General features: G+C 50.6%; 14 protein-coding genes. All 14 read left to right on the top strand.

From position 1 onward, the window contains the following. The first annotated feature begins 10 nt into the window (after positions 1 to 10). The 14 genes from ALO_RS08950 to ALO_RS08890 all read left to right on the top strand — a co-directional run bounded on the left by ALO_RS08950 (position 11) and on the right by ALO_RS08890 (position 17601). Entirely contained in the window at positions 11 to 3151 is a 3141-nt protein-coding gene (locus tag ALO_RS08950) for an efflux RND transporter permease subunit (protein ID WP_004095058.1), read from the top strand. A gap of 209 nt (positions 3152 to 3360) precedes the next feature. After that, positions 3361 to 4353, top strand: a complete 993-nt coding sequence (locus tag ALO_RS08945) for an MORN repeat-containing protein (protein ID WP_004095057.1) — start codon at positions 3361 to 3363, stop codon at positions 4351 to 4353. 23 nt (positions 4354 to 4376) lie between these two features. Further along, positions 4377 to 5537 (top strand): iron-containing alcohol dehydrogenase, encoded by a 1161-nt coding sequence (locus tag ALO_RS08940; RefSeq protein WP_004095054.1) that lies wholly within the window; start codon positions 4377 to 4379, stop codon positions 5535 to 5537. A 259-nt stretch (positions 5538 to 5796) separates the two neighbouring features. After that, positions 5797 to 6504, top strand: coding sequence for a carboxypeptidase-like regulatory domain-containing protein (locus tag ALO_RS08935; RefSeq protein ID WP_004095051.1), 708 nt, complete (start codon positions 5797 to 5799; stop codon positions 6502 to 6504). Between the two features lie 227 nt (positions 6505 to 6731). Next, a complete protein-coding gene (locus ALO_RS08930) occupies positions 6732 to 7151 on the top strand; it encodes a hypothetical protein (RefSeq protein ID WP_004095050.1) in 420 nt (139 codons plus the stop codon). A gap of 106 nt (positions 7152 to 7257) precedes the next feature. Further along, positions 7258 to 8328 carry an LptF/LptG family permease gene (locus tag ALO_RS08925; RefSeq protein WP_004095049.1) on the top strand — a complete coding sequence of 357 codons (1071 nt, stop codon included), beginning with the start codon at positions 7258 to 7260 and terminating at the stop codon, positions 8326 to 8328. Further along, positions 8321 to 10510, top strand: a complete 2190-nt coding sequence (locus tag ALO_RS08920) for an LptA/OstA family protein (RefSeq protein ID WP_004095048.1) — start codon at positions 8321 to 8323, stop codon at positions 10508 to 10510. The genes ALO_RS08925 and ALO_RS08920 overlap by 8 nt, the downstream gene beginning before the upstream one ends. 28 nt (positions 10511 to 10538) lie before the next feature. After that, positions 10539 to 11480, top strand: a complete 942-nt coding sequence (locus ALO_RS08915) for a hypothetical protein (protein ID WP_004095047.1) — start codon at positions 10539 to 10541, stop codon at positions 11478 to 11480. Between the two features lie 30 nt (positions 11481 to 11510). Continuing rightward, positions 11511 to 12404: a caspase family protein gene (locus tag ALO_RS08910; RefSeq protein WP_004095046.1), complete on the top strand. Its 894-nt coding sequence runs from the start codon at positions 11511 to 11513 to the stop codon at positions 12402 to 12404. A 79-nt stretch (positions 12405 to 12483) separates the two neighbouring features. Beyond that, positions 12484 to 12924: a TetR/AcrR family transcriptional regulator gene (locus tag ALO_RS21740; RefSeq protein ID WP_461781519.1), complete on the top strand. Its 441-nt coding sequence runs from the start codon at positions 12484 to 12486 to the stop codon at positions 12922 to 12924. A 22-nt stretch (positions 12925 to 12946) separates the two neighbouring features. Continuing rightward, positions 12947 to 13144, top strand: coding sequence for a hypothetical protein (locus tag ALO_RS20795; protein WP_169313136.1), 198 nt, complete (start codon positions 12947 to 12949; stop codon positions 13142 to 13144). A gap of 272 nt (positions 13145 to 13416) precedes the next feature. Beyond that, the gene (locus ALO_RS08900; protein ID WP_004095043.1) at positions 13417 to 14820 is read left to right on the top strand and encodes an SLC13 family permease; all 1404 of its coding nucleotides are present in this window, start codon (positions 13417 to 13419) and stop codon (positions 14818 to 14820) included. An 85-nt stretch (positions 14821 to 14905) separates the two neighbouring features. After that, positions 14906 to 16309: an FAD-binding oxidoreductase gene (locus tag ALO_RS08895; RefSeq protein ID WP_004095040.1), complete on the top strand. Its 1404-nt coding sequence runs from the start codon at positions 14906 to 14908 to the stop codon at positions 16307 to 16309. Positions 16310 to 16842: 533 nt separating this feature from the next. Next, positions 16843 to 17601, top strand: coding sequence for a transposase (locus ALO_RS08890; RefSeq protein ID WP_004095033.1), 759 nt, complete (start codon positions 16843 to 16845; stop codon positions 17599 to 17601). Positions 17602 to 17670: the final 69 nt, after the last annotated feature.

Genomic DNA, 17670 nt, shown 5'->3' with positions numbered 1-17670 from the left:
AGGCAATCTGATGGCTAAATTTTTTATCGACCGGCCGGTATTTGCCATCGTCCTGTCGATTCTGATAGTCTTGGGCGGCTTAATTTCCATCTTCGTTTTACCGGTTGCCCAGTACCCGCAGATTTCACCGCCTATTGTCAATGTCAGCGCCTCTTATGTAGGCGCTAACGCGGAAGTGGTGGAACAGTCCATCGCCCAGATTATCGAGCAGCAGGTCAACGGAGTGGAAGGCGCTGTATCCATGAAGTCTTCCAGTTCCGATAACGGCAGATACTCCCTGGACGTGCAGTTTGAGGTAGGAGTTGACGCTGATAACGCAGCGGTTCAGGTCCAGAACCGGGTGGCTCAGGCCAACTCTCAGCTGCCCCAGGAAGTATTGCAGGCCGGTGTGGTCACCAAAAAGACTTCCCCTGATAATGTCATGTTTTTTGCCCTGTTTTCCCCCAATAAAACCTATGACAGTGTTTTTCTCAAAAACTATGGCAGCATCTATGTGGTAGAAGAATTGAAACGGGTCAAAGGCGTCGGCAACGTCATGGAGTTCGGACCGGACTTCGGCATGCGAATCTGGCTGCGACCTGATAAGATGGCCCGTTTAGGGATTACGGCCAGTGATGTCTACAATGCCGTCAAGGAGCAGAATGTTCAGTCCCCGGCCGGCAATATCGGCCAGCTGCCCACGGCGGCCCAGCAGGAATTTCAGTATACCGCCAGAGTGGAAGGACGCTTGGCGGAACCGGAGGAATTCGGCAAAATCATTATCCGCTCCCAGCCTGACGGCTCCTTTGTCCGTCTGGAGGACGTAGCCAGAGCGGAGTGGGGCGCCAGGGAATATACGTTTAAAAACAATATCAGCGGCGAAGAGTCCACCGCCTTTTCGGTTCAGCTGACTTCAGACGCCAATGCCCTGGAAACAGTAGCTCAGGTCCGGGAGGTTATCGAAAACGCGGCCAAGCGTTTTCCGCCGGATATGGAGCACAAAATTGTGGTGGATAACACCATCTTCGTGCAGGAATCCCTCAAGGAAGTGCTGAAAACCTTCGGCGAAGCGTTAGTGTTGGTATTGATTATCGTGTTCCTTTTTTTGCAGAGCTGGCGGGCCACCCTCATTCCTATGCTGGCTATTCCGGTTTCCCTTATCGGCACATTTGCCGTTTTTCTGATGATGGGTTTTACCATCAATACCCTGACTTTATTCGCCATGGTGCTGGCGGTAGGTCTGGTGGTTGACGACGCCATCGTCGTGGTGGAGGCGGTGGAGTATCATATCCGCTATTCCGGTCTTGATCCCCGCCAGGCCACTTACCGGGCCATGGAGGAAGTGGCCGGACCGGTCGTTGCCATCGCTTTCGTGCTGGCTTCGGTGTTTATTCCGGTGGCCTTCTTCGGCGGTACGGTTGGCGTACTGTATAAGCAATTTGCCCTGACCATCACGGTGTCCATGGCCCTGTCGGCCCTGGTGGCTCTGACTTTGACCCCGGCATTGTGCGCCATGCTGCTGCAGCCCCATGACGGCACGGCTCATTCCGGCCGGCTGGGCGGACTGTTTCAGCGCTTTAATGACTGGTTTGACGCCACCATTGAGAAATACGGCCGGGGTGTGGCCGGCTCCATCCGCCGTTCCGGCGCCTGGCTGGTGGGCTTAGTGGTCATTGTGGTTCTGACGGCAGGTCTGTTTACAGCCTTGCCTTCATCCTTCGTCCCCGATGAAGACCAGGGATACTTTTTCTCCTCGGTGATGCTGCCGGAAGCGGCCAGCATGAACCGGACCACCGCCGTAGTGGACAAAGTCGGCGAGAATTTTCGCTCCATTTCGGGCATAGAAAATACCCTGGAAATTACCGGCTTTGACATCCTATCCGGCTCCATGAAGCCTAACTCAGCCCTTGTGGTCTCAGCTCTGGAACCCTGGGAGAAACGAGCGGATAAGTCTCTTCAGGTGAACTCCCTGCTGCGCTCGGCAATGGGTAAAACCAAAGATATCCCGGAAGCCGTGATCATGGCCTTTAATGCGCCGGCTCTGCCCGGTGTGGGTTCAGTCGGCGGCCTTAGCCTGATGCTCCTGGACAGAAGCGGCGGCAGCATGGATGAAATGAGCCAGGTAGCCCAGCAATTTGTCGCCGCTGCCCGTCAGCGCCCGGAAATCGCTGTAATCTATTCCGGATTCCGCAGTGATACGCCCGGCTACCGTTTTGAGCTAGACCGGGAAAAAGCCAAGGCCCTGGGAGTGCCGGTGCAGGATGTCTTCAACGCCCTGCAGACCTTCCTCGGCGGTCTGCAGGTCAATGACCTGAACCGGTTCGGCCGTACCTACAAGGTGATCATGCAGGCTGAAAGCGAATTCCGCGCCGATGCCAATGCTGTCCGCTTTCTGCATGTGCGCAGCTCCGGCGGCTCTATGGTGCCGTTAAGCACCCTGGTAAAGCCGGTGATGATCAATGCGCCTACCGTTGTCACCCGCTACAACGCCTCCCGGTCTATCCAGATCACTGCCAATGCCGCCCCCGGCTACAGTTCCGGTCAGGTCATAACCGCCCTGGAGCAAGTGGCGGGGCAGACCCTGCCGGCTAGCTTTAGTTATGAATGGTCGGGCCAGAGCCGGGAAGAAAAAATATCCGGCGGTCGCGCTCCCATTGTCTTCGGCTTTGCCATCCTGTTCAGCTTCCTGTGTCTGGCTGCTCTCTATGAGAGCTGGAGCATTCCTTTTGCGGTGCTCTTATCCATTCCCACCGGACTGCTGGGCTCCGTGCTGGCTCAATATGCCCGGGGACTGGATGTGAACGTCTACATGCAGATCGGCTTAATCATGCTGATCGGACTGGCGGCCAAAAACGCCATTCTGATCGTTGAATTTGCCAAAGTCCGGGTGGATGGGGGCATGGATCCGGTGAAGGCGGCGATAGAAGCCTGCTGCCTGCGGCTGCGGCCTATCCTGATGACGTCTCTGGCCTTTATTATCGGCTGCCTGCCCTTGGCTCTGGCCAAAGGCGCCGGCGCGGGCTCCAGAACCGCCATGGGAACGGCGGTAGTAGGAGGCATGATCAGCGCCACAGTGATCGGAATATTTTTAGTGCCGGTTCTGTTTGTCGTGATTGAACGTATTGTGGCTAAAATAAGCGGGCGTAAAGACAAAAAGGTTTCCCTCAGATAAGATCAGGGACTGGATTACGTAGAATCTTGTTCCGATGAATCCAAGCCTCCTGCTGCAGATGATTTTGCGGCAGGAGGCTTTTTCTTATAGCTGTATCCGGCAGTTCATCCATAAAGCAGGAATGAGCCGGAAAAATATAGAATGTTTGAGAATATGTTGCATGCTATTAAAAACGATCAGAAGCATTATAACATAAGCGGGGGGTTAGCATGGTTCAACAATCTGCGGTCAAGCTTTTTTGTTTAACTCTGATCTGTCTGATCGGACTGACGGTCAGCCGCGAAGTTCTGGCTGCTGAGTGGATTAGGGATAATGTCACCGGGGTAAAGGTGTGGAATCCGGAGCCGGCGCCCAATGAAACGGTAAGATGGTCGGGTGGCAGTGAGGAAGGGTATGCCGAAGGCCGGGGAGAATTAAAATGGTTTACCCATGGACGTTTGGTGCAGCGCGGCCAGGGGGGCATGAACCAGGGGAAAATGAAAGGCAGCTGGAAAGTAGAGTTTTTGAACCGGGGCCAGATTTTTGAAGGAACCTACTGGGAAAACCGGCGTCATGGGCAGGGAAAGCTCACTTTTGTCAATGGCGGCGTCTGGGAAGGGGAATGGCTGGATGGCAAATACCAGCCTTTTGTCAAACGGATTCAAGCGCTGCGGCAGCCTCCCTGGCAGGTCCACGACGCCATGACTCACCCCTATGGCATGTATGTGCTGATATCTCAGCTGGTCAGCCCGAAAGCAGCCAATGATCCGTCAGGGTCAGGCTACCAGCCCAGCCGGCAGGGACTTTACCTCCTGTCGGTTGGCGCCGATGGACGGGACCGGTGGATCAAACAGCTGGACACGCTCTACCTGACCGACGGTTTCCGGGGATCGCTGCAAACAGATAAAGGGAAACTGCTTGCAGTGATCACGGGGCAGAAGAACGCCGGCGGTCAAGCCAAAACCCTGCTCTATACCTATAGCCGGCAGGGAGATATGCTGAATGTCAAAGACCTGCCGGCCGCCAATGCCCTGTATCTATATTTTGAAGACAATGGGATCCGTTACTTTGACCGGCCCAGCCAGCAATTGGTCCATCTGACATTGGCCAATTATCAGAGCAAACCGTTACGTAAGGTGAAGGAACTGGACGCTGTTAATTTGCAGAATGCCTTTCAAACGGAACATTCCGGCGGCCTTTGGCCGGTTACTATGATACTCTAATACCCGGGGAGGGAAGGAAAACCATGAACCATTTTCTGTTTCGACTGCCCACTCGAGTCATGTTCGGACAGGGCGCTCTTGGCAGTATTGCCGTCGAATGCGTAACCTGGGGTGTGAAAAAGGCCTTTCTGGTGACTGGCAGGACCTCCACCAAAGGTTCGCCGCATCTGGCCGCTTTGATCGAATCTCTGGAACAGGCCGGTATCACCGTCCGGCTGTTCGCTGAAGTCGAGGCTGACCCCAGCGTGGAGACCGTGGACCGGGGAGCAGCCCTGATTAAAGAGTTTGGCGCCGATACGGTGTTTGCCTTCGGCGGCGGCAGTCCCATGGACGCCGCCAAATCCATGTCCATGCTCCAGGGCAATCCTGGTTCCATCAGCGACTATATCCGAGGCAGAAAGACCATCAGCCGGCCGGGCTTGCCCCTTATTTGCATTCCCACCACGGCCGGCACCGGCAGTGAAGTAACGGCTGCGGCTGTGACAACCGATACCAAGACCAGGGAAAAGATCGGATTATCCCATGACTATATGATGCCGAAACTGGCCGTGATCGATCCGGAACTGCATGTCAGCATGCCGCCAGGAGTTACGGCTGCTACCGGCATTGATGCCCTGACTCATGCCATTGAGGCCTATGTGGCCACTCAGGCCGAACCGATTACCGATGCCTTATGCCTCCACGCCATTCGCCTGATTGGGTCCCATCTGCGGCGGGCAGTAGCATGCGGCAAGGATATTGAGGCCAGATCCCAAATGGCGGCAGCCAGCCTGATTGCCGGCGCCGGCTTTACTAACGCCGGTCTGGGCGCGGTCCATGGCATCGCCCATCCGGTGGGAGCTCAGTTCGGTGTGCCCCATGGGGTGGCTAACGGCATTATGCTGCCGTATGTAATGGAGTACTGCCTGATGGCCGATTATGCGAAGTTCCGCGATATCGCCGTGGCCATGGGCCAGGATGTGACCGGCCTGTCCCTGCGGGATGCAGCCTATTTGGCAGTTAGTGCCGTGCGCGACCTGGAGACCGACATCGGTATTCCTCAGACTTTGGCTGAAGCAGGCGTGCCCCAAGACAAAGCTGAGGATATTGTCAAAGACGCTGCCAACTACAGACTGTTGCCTAACAGTCCGCGTCAGCTGACGATTGCCGATCTGCGGACTATCGTTCAAAGAGCAATGGGGTAAGTAAAGGGCGCTGGCGGGTGCCCTTTTATTTATGGCAAATTAGATCGTTTTTCGATAAAATATTACAAGAAATGCATGTTTCAACCAATTTATTCTAAAGGAATTTCCAATGATATGCGGAACTTATTAATAAATATAGTGGCAAGCAGGTTTTATAATACTTATCCATAATGCAGCGAGAAGACATCCCGATAGGGGAGCACCCAAGACTGGAACAGTCTTGAGATTTAGTTTTAACAATTCAAAAGAGGTGGCAAAAGTGAAGAAACCGGCATTTTTAATACTTGCAATGTTCACATTAGCCCTTTTGGCGGCAGGTTGCGGCGGGGATGATGGCGGCAGTAAAGGAGTTACTTTGCAAATTGGCGTGGGAGATCAATCCCTTAATGCAGTGTCTGGGGCGACTATCCAATATAGAGACCCGGATGGGACGCAAAAAAATGCAAAAACCAATGCCAATGGCATTGCCAGTATATATATTACCCAAACGGGATCGACTATGATAGATGCTATTGTATATCAAGGTAATGCCTATACGCATTCGTCATATCCAGATGGAATTCCTATGACATTGGAGGGTGGGTTGCCTGGTGGCACAATTCCGCTTCCTATTCAGATTAATACCGCTACAGGTGAAATAATAGGCATCAATAGTTTTAAAATTACTGAATTATCTGGAGGGAGTAGTGACAACCCGAGCAGCGACAACCGGGTTATACGGGTAAAAGATCACAACGGGGCCATGGTATCCGGGGCAACTATCTCTTATCAAGAGTCGGATGGAACGTCGAAAACTGTAATGACTAATGCAAGCGGTTCTGCTTCCATAACTGTTACTCAACCAGGAAACATCACGGTGATTAGCATTTCAACTCCGTCCGGGAGCTATTCTGCGAGCATCAGTCTTTACCAAAAAGAATTCACTCTCCAAATCCAAGCGGATGGCAAGGTGAGTCTCGTGTTTTAGCATTAATGAAGCGCCTGGCGTCAACTAAAGGCACAGGTTACCTTGCTTGCCCCTATACTTAGTTAAATATACGTGTGAGTCAAAACGGGAAGGATGATGCATCTCTTCCCGCAATTTCTGCCAGGCTTTATTCATAGCGCAACCGGAGTAGATTTATGGCAGGGAACGACGCAAGATCGATACAGCGTATTTGTTGAACTATTTTTTATTTGGAAAGAGGTGTTCCTATGAAGAAGATTGCATTGGTGCTCCTGACACTCTTTGCGATGACTCTTTTGATCACAGGTTGCGGAGGCGGCAGCGGAGACGGCGGCGGTACTAAAGGTGTCACATCGTCTTTCGTGGTAACGGATTACACGGGAAAGAAGAATCTGCCAGGAGTAAAGTTCTATTATGAGGCGCCGGATGGGACGCCAGGTGAAGCAACATCTGATGAAAATGGAGCGTTTACTACATTTACTACCCAAGTAGGAAATTATAAACTGACTCACTTTATATATGAGGGAGAGACGTATACTGCAGCGTTCGTCGGGCGCGACCTGATACTGCAGTGGAATGGCCAGAGCGAGATTAACAACAATGTGAAGGTTAAGTACAAGATTACTATTGAATCGAGGAGTTTGGAGGTTAAGCGCGTATACTTTTAGACAAACAAACTAAAGGCACGACTTAGCTTGCTTGCACCACTGATTACTGGAAGAGTGCCTGGAGGGTTGCATAATTCTCCAGGCACTCTTTTTTGAGGATAAAACGATGTTCATTTTATTGCGTTATCAAATTCAAGAACTTGTCTTTCCCTTACTATTATCGATTCTGGGGATTTGTCTGATATTTTTAGGCGAGTTGCTGTTTGAGATGGGAAGATATGTTTTTGTCAATAAGGTGCCTTTGGCCTGGATTCTTACCCTGTTGCTCTATCGCTTGCCGTTGCTTTTCGTAAACGCTTTGCCGATCAGTCTGCTTTTTGCCATTCTCTTTTCTATCGGCAGGCTGGAAAAGGATAAAGAACTGGTGATCATGCGTACGGCCGGAGTCAGCAACCGGAAATTATTAATGCCTTATTTGACGATTGCTTTGATCTTCAGCGGCGTTTCCTTTTATTGCAGCGACAAAATCATGCCGGTGGTCTATCCGAAAAGCGAACTGCTGCTGCGGAAAATTATTTTTCTGTCGCCGCCGCCGGAAATGGTGCAAAATGTCTTTGTCCGGGAGAAAAACCGGGTGATCTATATCGGCAGAATTGACTTGGAAACGCAAATGCTGAGCCATGTTATGATCTACGAGCTGCAAGACGATAAAATCGCCAGGGTCATTACGGCGGAAAGCGGCAGCCTCCAGGGTCATTCCTGGACTCTGCGGGCCGGACTGATACAGGAATACGACAAACAGGGCCGCATGGCCTACGAGACCGGCTATCAGCAGATGCAGTTTCATACCGAGGCCAACACCCAGCTGTTCCGGTCGGAAAGGACTACCTCCGATATGGACCTGGCGCAACTGGCTCAGATGATCCGGGACCTGCACCGCCAGGGGATTCCTACGACTTCCTATGAAGTGGATTACTATTTGAAGATGACCCGGCCCCTGACGCCGTTCCTGTTTGTCCTGCTTTGCTCCCCTCCCTTCATCCGGGCTAAAATGCAGCATAAGTACTATTTTGCCGCCGGCTGCCTGCTGTTTATCTTTGTGTTTTTCGGGGTCTCTTCCTGGTTTGTCTCAGCCGGCCGCGCCAAAGTCCTGCCGCCGGTCTGGGCTGCCTGGCTGCCGGTGATCCTGTTCGGCGGCCTGGGCGGCTTAGGGGTGTGGTGGGCGGACCGTGCCTAACGCAGCCATTATTTTGCAATGGTTCATGATCGGGTTGATTCCTATTCTCTGTGCCGGTGGCGTACATCCTTTCTTTTCGGTCGCCAGCGCTGAATCGCTGAAATCGGAAAGACTGCACTATGATCAGCAGTCGAATCGCTTCACGGCCTCCGGCAACATCCGGTATAGCGATCAGGACGGCTCATTCTCCTCGGATACGCTGGAATATGACGAGCAGAGCGGCAGGATGATCGCCAAAGGCTCTGTCACCGCAGTCATCAGCAATATGAACGAGCGGAATCAGACCTGTGAACTGCAGGCCGATAGCATGGAGTACGATAAAAATACCGGCGTGTACATCTTTTATGACTTTACCCTGCAATATGAGGGTGATACCTATAAAGGCGACAAGCTGGAATACAACCTCAAGACAAAAAAATTTCAAATGTCAGGCCGGGTTCGTCACTATTTAAAAACCGGCGAGATACTATCCGCCGACACCTTAGTCTATGATGCCGAGCGTGAAGTGAGCGACGCTCAAAAATACTCTTTTTTGTTCACCCTGGATGAGGTAACTTATAGATTATCAGGCTCAAAGCTGACCTGCATGTCCAATACCTATCACACTGAAGACGCCTCTGTCACGGTATGCGACCAAGACCCGCCTCACTTTCGCTATACAGCCAAAACAGCCGATTATTATCCCTCTTCGCGAAAGCTGAGGCTCACCAAGGCTGCTTACTGGGAAGGACAGCATAAAATCATTGAATTGGAAGCCGTCACTCTGCCTTTGTACGATAAAGTAACGGCAGGGTATGACGACGACGAAGGTTGGTACCTTAAGACTCAGAACCGTTACGACATGAATCGGCGGGATTATGGCTTGAGTTATCGCGATTATATGAGCCGCAGAGGCCTTGGCTTTGGCGCCAGAGAATACCGTAAGGGAGAAAAATCCCAAAACGAGCTGTATTGGTATGCCTCAGGCACTCCCGGGCGGGACAACCAAATATTCCGGGGGGAATGGCAGTTAAGTCATGTTGATTCGTCCCAGCGCATATCCTTTGAGAGGCGGGAAAACGGCTGGTTTGGGAAAGCTGATCTATGGGAAGCTTCTGCCAGCTATCTGGCCTCGGATGATTTCCGGACTACTAATTTTAACACCACATATTTTTTTCAGGACAATCAACTGGCGCCTTACTCCGTCGTTAACAGCAGTCTGTCTCAATCCTTACGATTGGACCAAAATTTGACCGGGCACGCAATGGTGAATTGGCGGCGGGAAGAGCAATTTTCGGCGGAAAATACAAAGAACGGGTACAATCTGATGTTGGACTATCGGCGTGATTGGCTGTCCGCTCAATTATCCGCCAGCGATTCCCTGGATGAACTGCGGGAAGTACCCAAACTCAGTCTAAGAACGATCTCCGACTCACCCTTCCAGTATGCCCTGGCCACCTCGCAGGTTTCCTGGAGAGACCGGCCGCGGGTGCAGCAAACCGATATGGAAGTTTCCTATCGTTCCCTGCCGGTGAAGCTAAGCGATCAGATATTTTTTCTGCATACCGCCAATGCAACCGAGACGGTATTCAGCGATGACAACAGAATGACCAACACGCGGCATTCCGCCAATTTTCTCATCAACCTGAACCGGCAAATTTATTTCACTACCGGCGTGACCCGGGAATCAGCCAAGGGCTACAATTCGGTTTATCAAACCAGGCTATATAGGGATGTAGAAAAGGCTACCTGGGACATGAATTATGTCTTTGATGAAGATTACCGCTTTAAAATAGAAGGGGAGCATAATTTTTCCGAGGATACCGCAGCCGTAACCGCTCTGACTCTGGAGGGCCGGACCTTTCCCTTCTGGAATTGGAGTGTTTCCGCGGCCTACGACACCTATTTGGAAGAATGGAATCAATACCATGCCTATCTGACCTTTAATCCCGACAGCGCCCTGACGGGGTATATCCAAATGAAGTATGAGACTCAACGCCAGGCGGTGACGGAGGCCTCGGTCAATCTGGAGGGAGTATTGTCCGATATTTGGTCTTATGGCGTAAAGGTTGAAAGAATGTCCAACGTGTCCGTGGTTTCCGGTATTTGGCTGACTCGAAAATACCATTGTCGTGATTTGATACTGTCATTTTATCCGGAAGAGAAATTGTATTTTGCCGAACTCATCTTTAAAAATCCCTAACCAGGCCGGACTATGAGGAATATGAAACATGCGAAGTAGGAAAGACCTGAACCTGTCAGCGGAACAATTCAGCGTGATCGTGATTGCCCTGCCTTTCATCGCTCTCTTTGTTTTTGGTGGTCTTGCCGACGACCCTTTGGTTCCGGCGCCGACGGTTAAAGAAAAAATGATTGTGGAGGATTCTCGCGTAGCAGGCTGGCACAGCGGGCAGCTGCAGTGGCAGGCCAGGGTCAACAGCATACAAAAAGAGGGGGAGTCACTGGCCACCATTGTTGATATTGAAGAAGGCCATTTTTTTCGTAAACAGGCGGCCCCCGTCCGTTTTATCGCCTCGACTGCCCATCATAATATTTTAAGCGGTGACGTGGATTTCCCCGAGGGAATCACCTTTATGATGGATACCATGACCCTAACTGTCGGACAAGCCGTTTGGAATGCCAAGAACCATGAACTGAAAGGCTCTGACGTCCGGATTATGCGGGAAAATGGCGACGCCATTACCGCCCGAAAATTTGTTTTTTACCCGGATTCGCAACAGGTTTTCTGGTTCGGTGATCTGATCTACCAGGTGAATAGCGACCCGGCCGACGCCATTACAATATCAGCGCCTCAGGGGGCGTACCGGAATGAGGCGTCTAATGCCGCTGCAGTAACAAACAATACTTTTCGGATGAAAGAGGCCAGGCTATCCATGAAAGCCGGCGACATGACGGCAGGCTCGTTTTATTATCAGTCTGACGGTGATGGGGCCTTGACTTTTGCTGAAGGCGTTTTGTTTGTAGAAACCGGCGGCGCCGAGGTGTATAGTGACACAGCCGTTTATGACGGAACGTTGCGGCAAATTTCATTCGAAGAGAATGTAAAGGCCTGTCAAGTCAACAAGAGGTGGATTCGTTCGGAAAAAATGGTCTATGATATTGAACGGGGAACATCTGAGTTTCAATATAATGTCCATACCGGGCAGGATTGATTGGGAATCACTGAGGGAGGAGCCTGTTTTATGAAAAAAATGATAAAATATATAGTGACGGCCCTGATCTGTCTCAGCATAAATCCGGTTGGCGGAACCGTCCTGGCCGGTGCGGCGGACCAACCCGCGGCTGCGTCGTCTCGCGCCCCCTATGTATTGGCAATAGGGATCAGCCGGTACAAATATATGCCGGAGTTAAAATCGCCCTTGCTAAACGCCGAAGCTTTTGGTGCGTTCTTCTCAGGTAAAGCGCAGGATGTGGCTGTTTTAACCGACAGCCGAGCGACTAAAAGAGCCATTACTGCCAAGCTATACAGTTATCAGGCCTTGTTAACGACAGAAGATCATCTCATCATCTATTATTCCGGACACGGCGGTTATAATCAGGTTTATTGGCAGTCATACGATGCGGACCGCACCTTGGCCCGGGGCCGCTCCGAATATATGTACGAAGAGACACTGATCCCTTATGATGCCGGCTATGACAAAGCAAGCCATGTAACCACCTCGGAATTATCCATGATCTTAAAAAAACTGCCGGCAACCGTGACCGTGATCATTGATCCCAGCTATTCCAAAAATCGCGGGTATCAGACAATCCACACCTTTTCTGAGAGATCCCGCGCCAAACGCCCTTATCGGGCATTCAGAGATTTGAGCATGTATGGCTTTACCGTGATCGTTTCCTCTGACTATGCGGAAACCGCCTATGACGATTCATTTAAAGGCTTGACCCTGGGCATATTCACCCAATATTTCATCGAAGGACTGGCAGGCCCGGCTGATACGAATCAGGATCATTCGATTCATCTGACAGAGGCGTTTGAGTACGGCAGCCTAAGAACCATACAGCATATCGGCGTTCAACATCCCCGCATATATAAAGGAAAAAAACCAAACATCCAAGTGATAAAGCTGGATTAGATTTCGCCTTACATAAAGCAAAACCCATTGACAGATAGAAGGGATCTGCATATACTGTTGTTGACTGATAGTCAGTCGAATGGTAGAGGTGGTTTTTATGGCAAGAGTGACAAAAGATCCCCAGGAGCGTACCAATGAACTGATTGACGCGGCGGAAGAGCTGTTTCTGACTAATGGTTACGATAAAACCTCGGTCAGTGACATTGTCAAAAAGATCGGGGTGGCCCAGGGGACTTTCTATTACTATTTTCAAACCAAGGAAGAAATCCTCGATGCCATTGCCGTCCGTTATTTTACCATGATCATGCGGGAATGTGATAAAATCGACCGCTGCCAGCCGGCGCCGCAGCAACTGCGGCTGATGTTCCAGGCGCTTTTCAGGGTCTCCATGCATCCGGGAAAACAGGGAAACAGCAGGGTTTTCCGCTATTTGTTCCCGGAAAAACACTTTCATCTGCTGGAACGAATCGAGCAGAGAGGCTATGAAATGCTTGGGTCNGTTTTTTTTGAGGATCATTGAGCAGGGGACAACCGAAGGCAGCATGCACGTCATACAGTTCGAGGCTACGGTGGACCTGATTACTCGTATCATGGAACGCCTCTTTCAGTTGCATGCCCAGAACGACCAGGCTAGATTTATGCAATATGTGCAGGCAGTGGAATATATGATCGAACGATCTCTGGCCATGAAGGAAGGAGTCCTCCAGTTAACGGAGTACTTTGCTGCTTGCAATGGTTGATCCGTTTCATGTCCGGGGCGTAATTCCGCACAGATCGTAACCCTGTCAGCTTCCATAAACAATATCCCTTCCGTTAAATGCGATAAAGCGTTTAACGGTTTTTTATTATACCGATGACAGGCTGTCGAAAAAAAAGAGTGAAAAAATCTAATTTTATGTAAATTGCATTTAATATTGACAATCTTTTGCCTTCCCACTAAACTTTATACCTATATACATGTATACAAGCATACAATCGATAGGTAATATTCAATATATGGGAGGAATGGAATGTGCCCGCGAAAAAATGGTGGCAGCTTATGGTGGCTTTTTCCTGTCTGGCCGGGATTGTGTGGCTGACGCCGGAAATCACCGGTTTAAAAGCTGCCGGTAAAGCCACGCTGGGGATCGCCGTATTTGCTATTATTGTTTGGGTTACTCAGGCCTTGGAAGATGCGCTTAGCTCAATGGTAATCGTATTTTTGCTGGCGGCGCTGAAAGCTACTGATTTAAATGGCGCTTTCAGCGGCTACGCCAATACTTCTTTGTGGCTGATTGTCATTGGTTTCATTATGGCCGGTTGTATGGAAAAGTCCGGTCTTTCCAAGCGGGTTGCCCTGCTATTGGTCAATCTGGCAGGAGGAGCTGCGGTCAGGGTTTACTGGGCCGTGGCGGCGGTCATGGCCGTAATGAGTTTTCTGGTGCCGTCTATTACGGCCAGGACTCTGTTAATGCTGCCGATTATCTTAGGCATAGGCCAGGCGTTTGATGCCAAGCAGGGACAGAGCAATATTGTCAAAGCGCTGATTTTCATTGTGGCCATGAGCGGCACCATGATGAGCATCGGGGTAATGACTGCCCACGTAGGCAATCCCATTACCGTAGGTTTGATTCAATCTGCAACTAAGCAGGTCATTTCCTGGTCCGACTGGTTTAAGATCGGCGGACCGCCTGCTTTTATCCTGGCTTGCCTCTCTGTGTATGTTCTGAAAGTCATGTGGCCGCCGGAAATCGGCAATCTGGGGCAAGGTCAGACTTACATCCAGAAAGAACTGGCAGCCATGGGAAAACTGACGGCACCCGAGAAATATACCCTGGTCATTTTTCTGTTTACCCTGGTCCTTTGGGCTACAGATTCCCTGCATAAGGTGAATGTTGCCATTGTGGGCTTGCTGGCTGTGATCCTGCTCCTGTGGCCGGCCAGGGGCATTATGCCCTGGAAAGAAGCGCAGCAAAGAGTCCCCTGGAATATTTTCGTGCTGTATGGCGCCGGCTTATCCATGGGGACTGCCCTGGTCACTTCCGGTGCCGCCAAATGGCTGGCCGGAACCATGCTGGGACCGATTGCCGCTATGTCCCATGGTCTGCAAATCGTCATTCTCATTTGGGTGGTTACTCTTCTCCAGGTATTTTTCACCGGTGGCGGACCCAAAACCACTGCTTTGACGCCGATCGTCATTGCTCATGCGGTTGCCATTAAGGCCGACCCGCTGGTATTTGCCCTGATTTTGGGCATGAATATGCAGCACCAATATCTGCTGCCGGTCAGCAATATGCCCAACGCCGTTGCCATGGGCACCGGCCACATCACCAGCGGGGAACTGATGAAGACCGGCGCCGTAATGAGCGTTTTGGCCTGCGTGTTCATGACGTTGATGGTGTTTACGTACTGGAGTTGGATTGGTGTGGTGCAATAGGAAACGGTCCCGGATTCGGGCTGCCGATGAGCTTGCACTGGGAGTCAGGACTGGATTATAATTCTTATCAAGGAGGGGTGTAAGGTTGAATAAATATAAATCCGTTTCATCGCAAATTATCGCAGAACTTGTTGAAATTGTCGGCGCCAGGAATGTAATGACTGACCAGGAGAAAATAGAGCCTTACTCTCATGATGAAGTGACTGAAACCCGCTATCACCATCTGCCGGAGGTGGTGGTATTGCCGCAAACAGCCGAAGAAGTTGCCGCCATCATGAAGTTGGCCAATCGGGAACTCATCCCCGTAGTGCCCCGGGGGGCCGGCACCGGGCTGGCCTGCGGCGCAGTGCCGATTCACGGCGGTATTGTGCTGAGTTTGGAACGCATGAACAAAATTCTGGAAATCAACACTGACAGCTTATATATGGTCGTGGAGCCCGGTATGAGGACGGATGACGTTCAGAAAGCGGCCAAAGAGCAAGGTCTGTTTTATGCCGGCGATCCCTGCAGCGGCGACAGCTGCTTCATTGGCGGCAATGTGGCCACTAACGCCGGCGGTAACAAGGCCGTCAAATACGGTACTACCCGTCAGCAGGTTTACGGCATGGAAGTGGTGACGCCGCTGGGTGAGATCATCAATCTGGGCGGACGCCTGGCTAAAAATACCACCGGTTATTGCCTGGAACAGCTGATGATCGGTTCCGAGGGGACCTTGGGCATTGTGACTCAAATCACCCTGAAGCTGATGCCTTTGCCCCGGTATGTGACTGACCTGCTGGCTGTTTTCCCTGACGTTGATTCCGCCATTGCCATCGTGAACAAAATCATCAAAGCCGGAGTCACTCCTACCTGCGTGGAATTTATGGACAATATTACGATTAAAAGCGTGGAGTCTTTCCTCAATGAAAAACTTCCCGCCAGCGATCAGGGCAACTACATCATCATCCAGGTAGAAGCCGACTCGGAAGATGCCCTGGATGACAAAAGCATCCTGCTGGATGAGCTTTGTAATCAGAACGGTGCCCTCAGCGTGCTGGTGGCCGATCCCGTAAAAATCTGGCGGGCCCGCAAAGCCTTTGCCGAGGCAGTGCGTCACGAAAGTCTGATCATGGACAAAGAGGATATTGTAGTGCCAGTGGATCAGATCCCGGAGATGATGAGCGAAATCACCAAACTCAGCCAAAAGCACAGTTTGGCTGCACGGGTGGCTAGCCATGCCGGCGACGGCAACATTCACCTCAATATCCTCAAAGGCAGGATGCCGGACGCGGAGTGGGACAGCAAGATCGAAGCCATGCAGCATGACCTGTATAAAATAGTCTACCGCCTGGGCGGCAAGCTATCCGGCGAGCACGGCATCGGCTACAAGCGCAAGCAGCTGATGCAGGAATATACTTCCCCGGTGGAACTGAACATGATGCGGGCCATTAAAAAAGCGTTAGATCCTAACCTGATTTTGAATCCGGGGAAAATTTTCGATGTGATTTAAAATAAACCGGGGTATCGAGACATTAAAAATGTTGCGATACCCCCGGTTCGTCTTATATCGTCATAGTGATATCCTCTAGAATGGCAAGGGAACGGTTCTCTTGCCATCCATTAAGGATGCTAGCATCCAAATGGGGATGATTAGATATATTAGGAAGCTCAGTGAAGATTGCTGATGAGGGTTATCCTCAATCTGATCTCCTAATGGGGATAAAACGTATGTAAGAGATATACAGTGAATCTAATTGCCTGAGAGAGCAGCGGCAAGAGGATGGTTAAACCTTCCCCTTGTGACTCTTTTAGGCATTGATATGACCGTTATCCACATCTCTCTGGATTTGTTTGTGGAAAAAAGCAAAAAGTGGTCTGACACATTGATTGCTGCTGGATAATTGAGTAGGGTCATATCGAGATATGCACATTTGACCGTCGGTTTGACCGATATCGAATATACGGCAGGTGATAGACTCGAGGGGACGGTTCTGTTGACACGTGAAAAATAAAGTGATACTATCAAAATAGAGGTGATGACGAATGCCCCGAAAAGCCCGACAACCTAGCCAAAGCGGAATCTACCATATCATCCTGCGAGGTATAAACAAGCAAGTTATTTTTGAAGACGAAGAAGACAACCAAAAATTTCTGTGGTACTTAGCACATTACAAAGAAATCAGCCAGTATAGCATCTACGGATATTGCCTGATGTATAACCATATCCACCTGATGCTTCAAGAAAGCCAGGAACCCGTTGCCCATGTCATGAAACGAATTGGTGTAAGCTATGTCTCCTGGTATAATCGAAAATATGGCCGCTATGGGCACCTATTCCAAGATCGATTTAAAAGTGAAGCAGTAGAAACCGATGAATACTTTTTAACGGTTTTACGGTATATTCATCAAAATCCCCTTAAGTCCGGAGAAGGAACAATAGAAACCTATCCTTGGAGCAGTTACCGCCACTATGTCGAAGGCAGCGACTGGATCGACACCGCTTTTGCCCTTGGGATATTTTCTTCTGAGCCAGAAATTGCTCTCAATCGATTCAAGCAATTTATGAACGAAAAACCAGAAGAGACAGCCGTAATGAGTTACACCTCGTATAAATTAACCGATCAAGACGCCAAACTCGCCATACAAAACATAGCCAAGGTCAGCATACCTGTTGAGCTTCAAACCATAGAAAAAGAAAAGCGGGATGAGCTCCTTCGGCGAATTAAAAAAGTAGAAGGAATATCGACCAGGCAGATTGCCAGGTTGACGGGTATCAGTCAAAGCGTGATTGCACGGGCGTAACAAGAGAACCGTCCGAAACCACTGAAAAACCCCCTGTTTTAGCCGGCCAGGACCAATAAAGCGTGTTGG

It is taken from the genome of Acetonema longum DSM 6540 (genome assembly GCF_000219125.1).
Taxonomy (GTDB): Bacteria; Bacillota; Negativicutes; order Sporomusales; family Acetonemataceae; genus Acetonema; species Acetonema longum.
The sequence above is the reverse complement of the archived record's forward strand: the minus strand, read 5'-3'. Positions and strand labels throughout refer to the sequence as shown.

What these genes read in the sequence shown, in the direction of transcription:
- ALO_RS08950 (WP_004095058.1), top strand. Translation starts at nt 11, where the DNA reads ATGGCTAAATTTTTTATCGACCGGCCGGTATTTGCCATCGTCCTGTCG.
- ALO_RS08945 (WP_004095057.1), top strand. Translation starts at nt 3,361, where the DNA reads ATGGTTCAACAATCTGCGGTCAAGCTTTTTTGTTTAACTCTGATCTGT.
- ALO_RS08940 (WP_004095054.1), top strand. Translation starts at nt 4,377, where the DNA reads ATGAACCATTTTCTGTTTCGACTGCCCACTCGAGTCATGTTCGGACAG.
- ALO_RS08930 (WP_004095050.1), top strand. Translation starts at nt 6,732, where the DNA reads ATGAAGAAGATTGCATTGGTGCTCCTGACACTCTTTGCGATGACTCTT.
- ALO_RS08925 (WP_004095049.1), top strand. Translation starts at nt 7,258, where the DNA reads ATGTTCATTTTATTGCGTTATCAAATTCAAGAACTTGTCTTTCCCTTA.
- ALO_RS08915 (WP_004095047.1), top strand. Translation starts at nt 10,539, where the DNA reads ATGCGAAGTAGGAAAGACCTGAACCTGTCAGCGGAACAATTCAGCGTG.
- ALO_RS08910 (WP_004095046.1), top strand. Translation starts at nt 11,511, where the DNA reads ATGAAAAAAATGATAAAATATATAGTGACGGCCCTGATCTGTCTCAGC.
- ALO_RS20795 (WP_169313136.1), top strand. Translation starts at nt 12,947, where the DNA reads ATGCACGTCATACAGTTCGAGGCTACGGTGGACCTGATTACTCGTATC.
- ALO_RS08890 (WP_004095033.1), top strand. Translation starts at nt 16,843, where the DNA reads ATGCCCCGAAAAGCCCGACAACCTAGCCAAAGCGGAATCTACCATATC.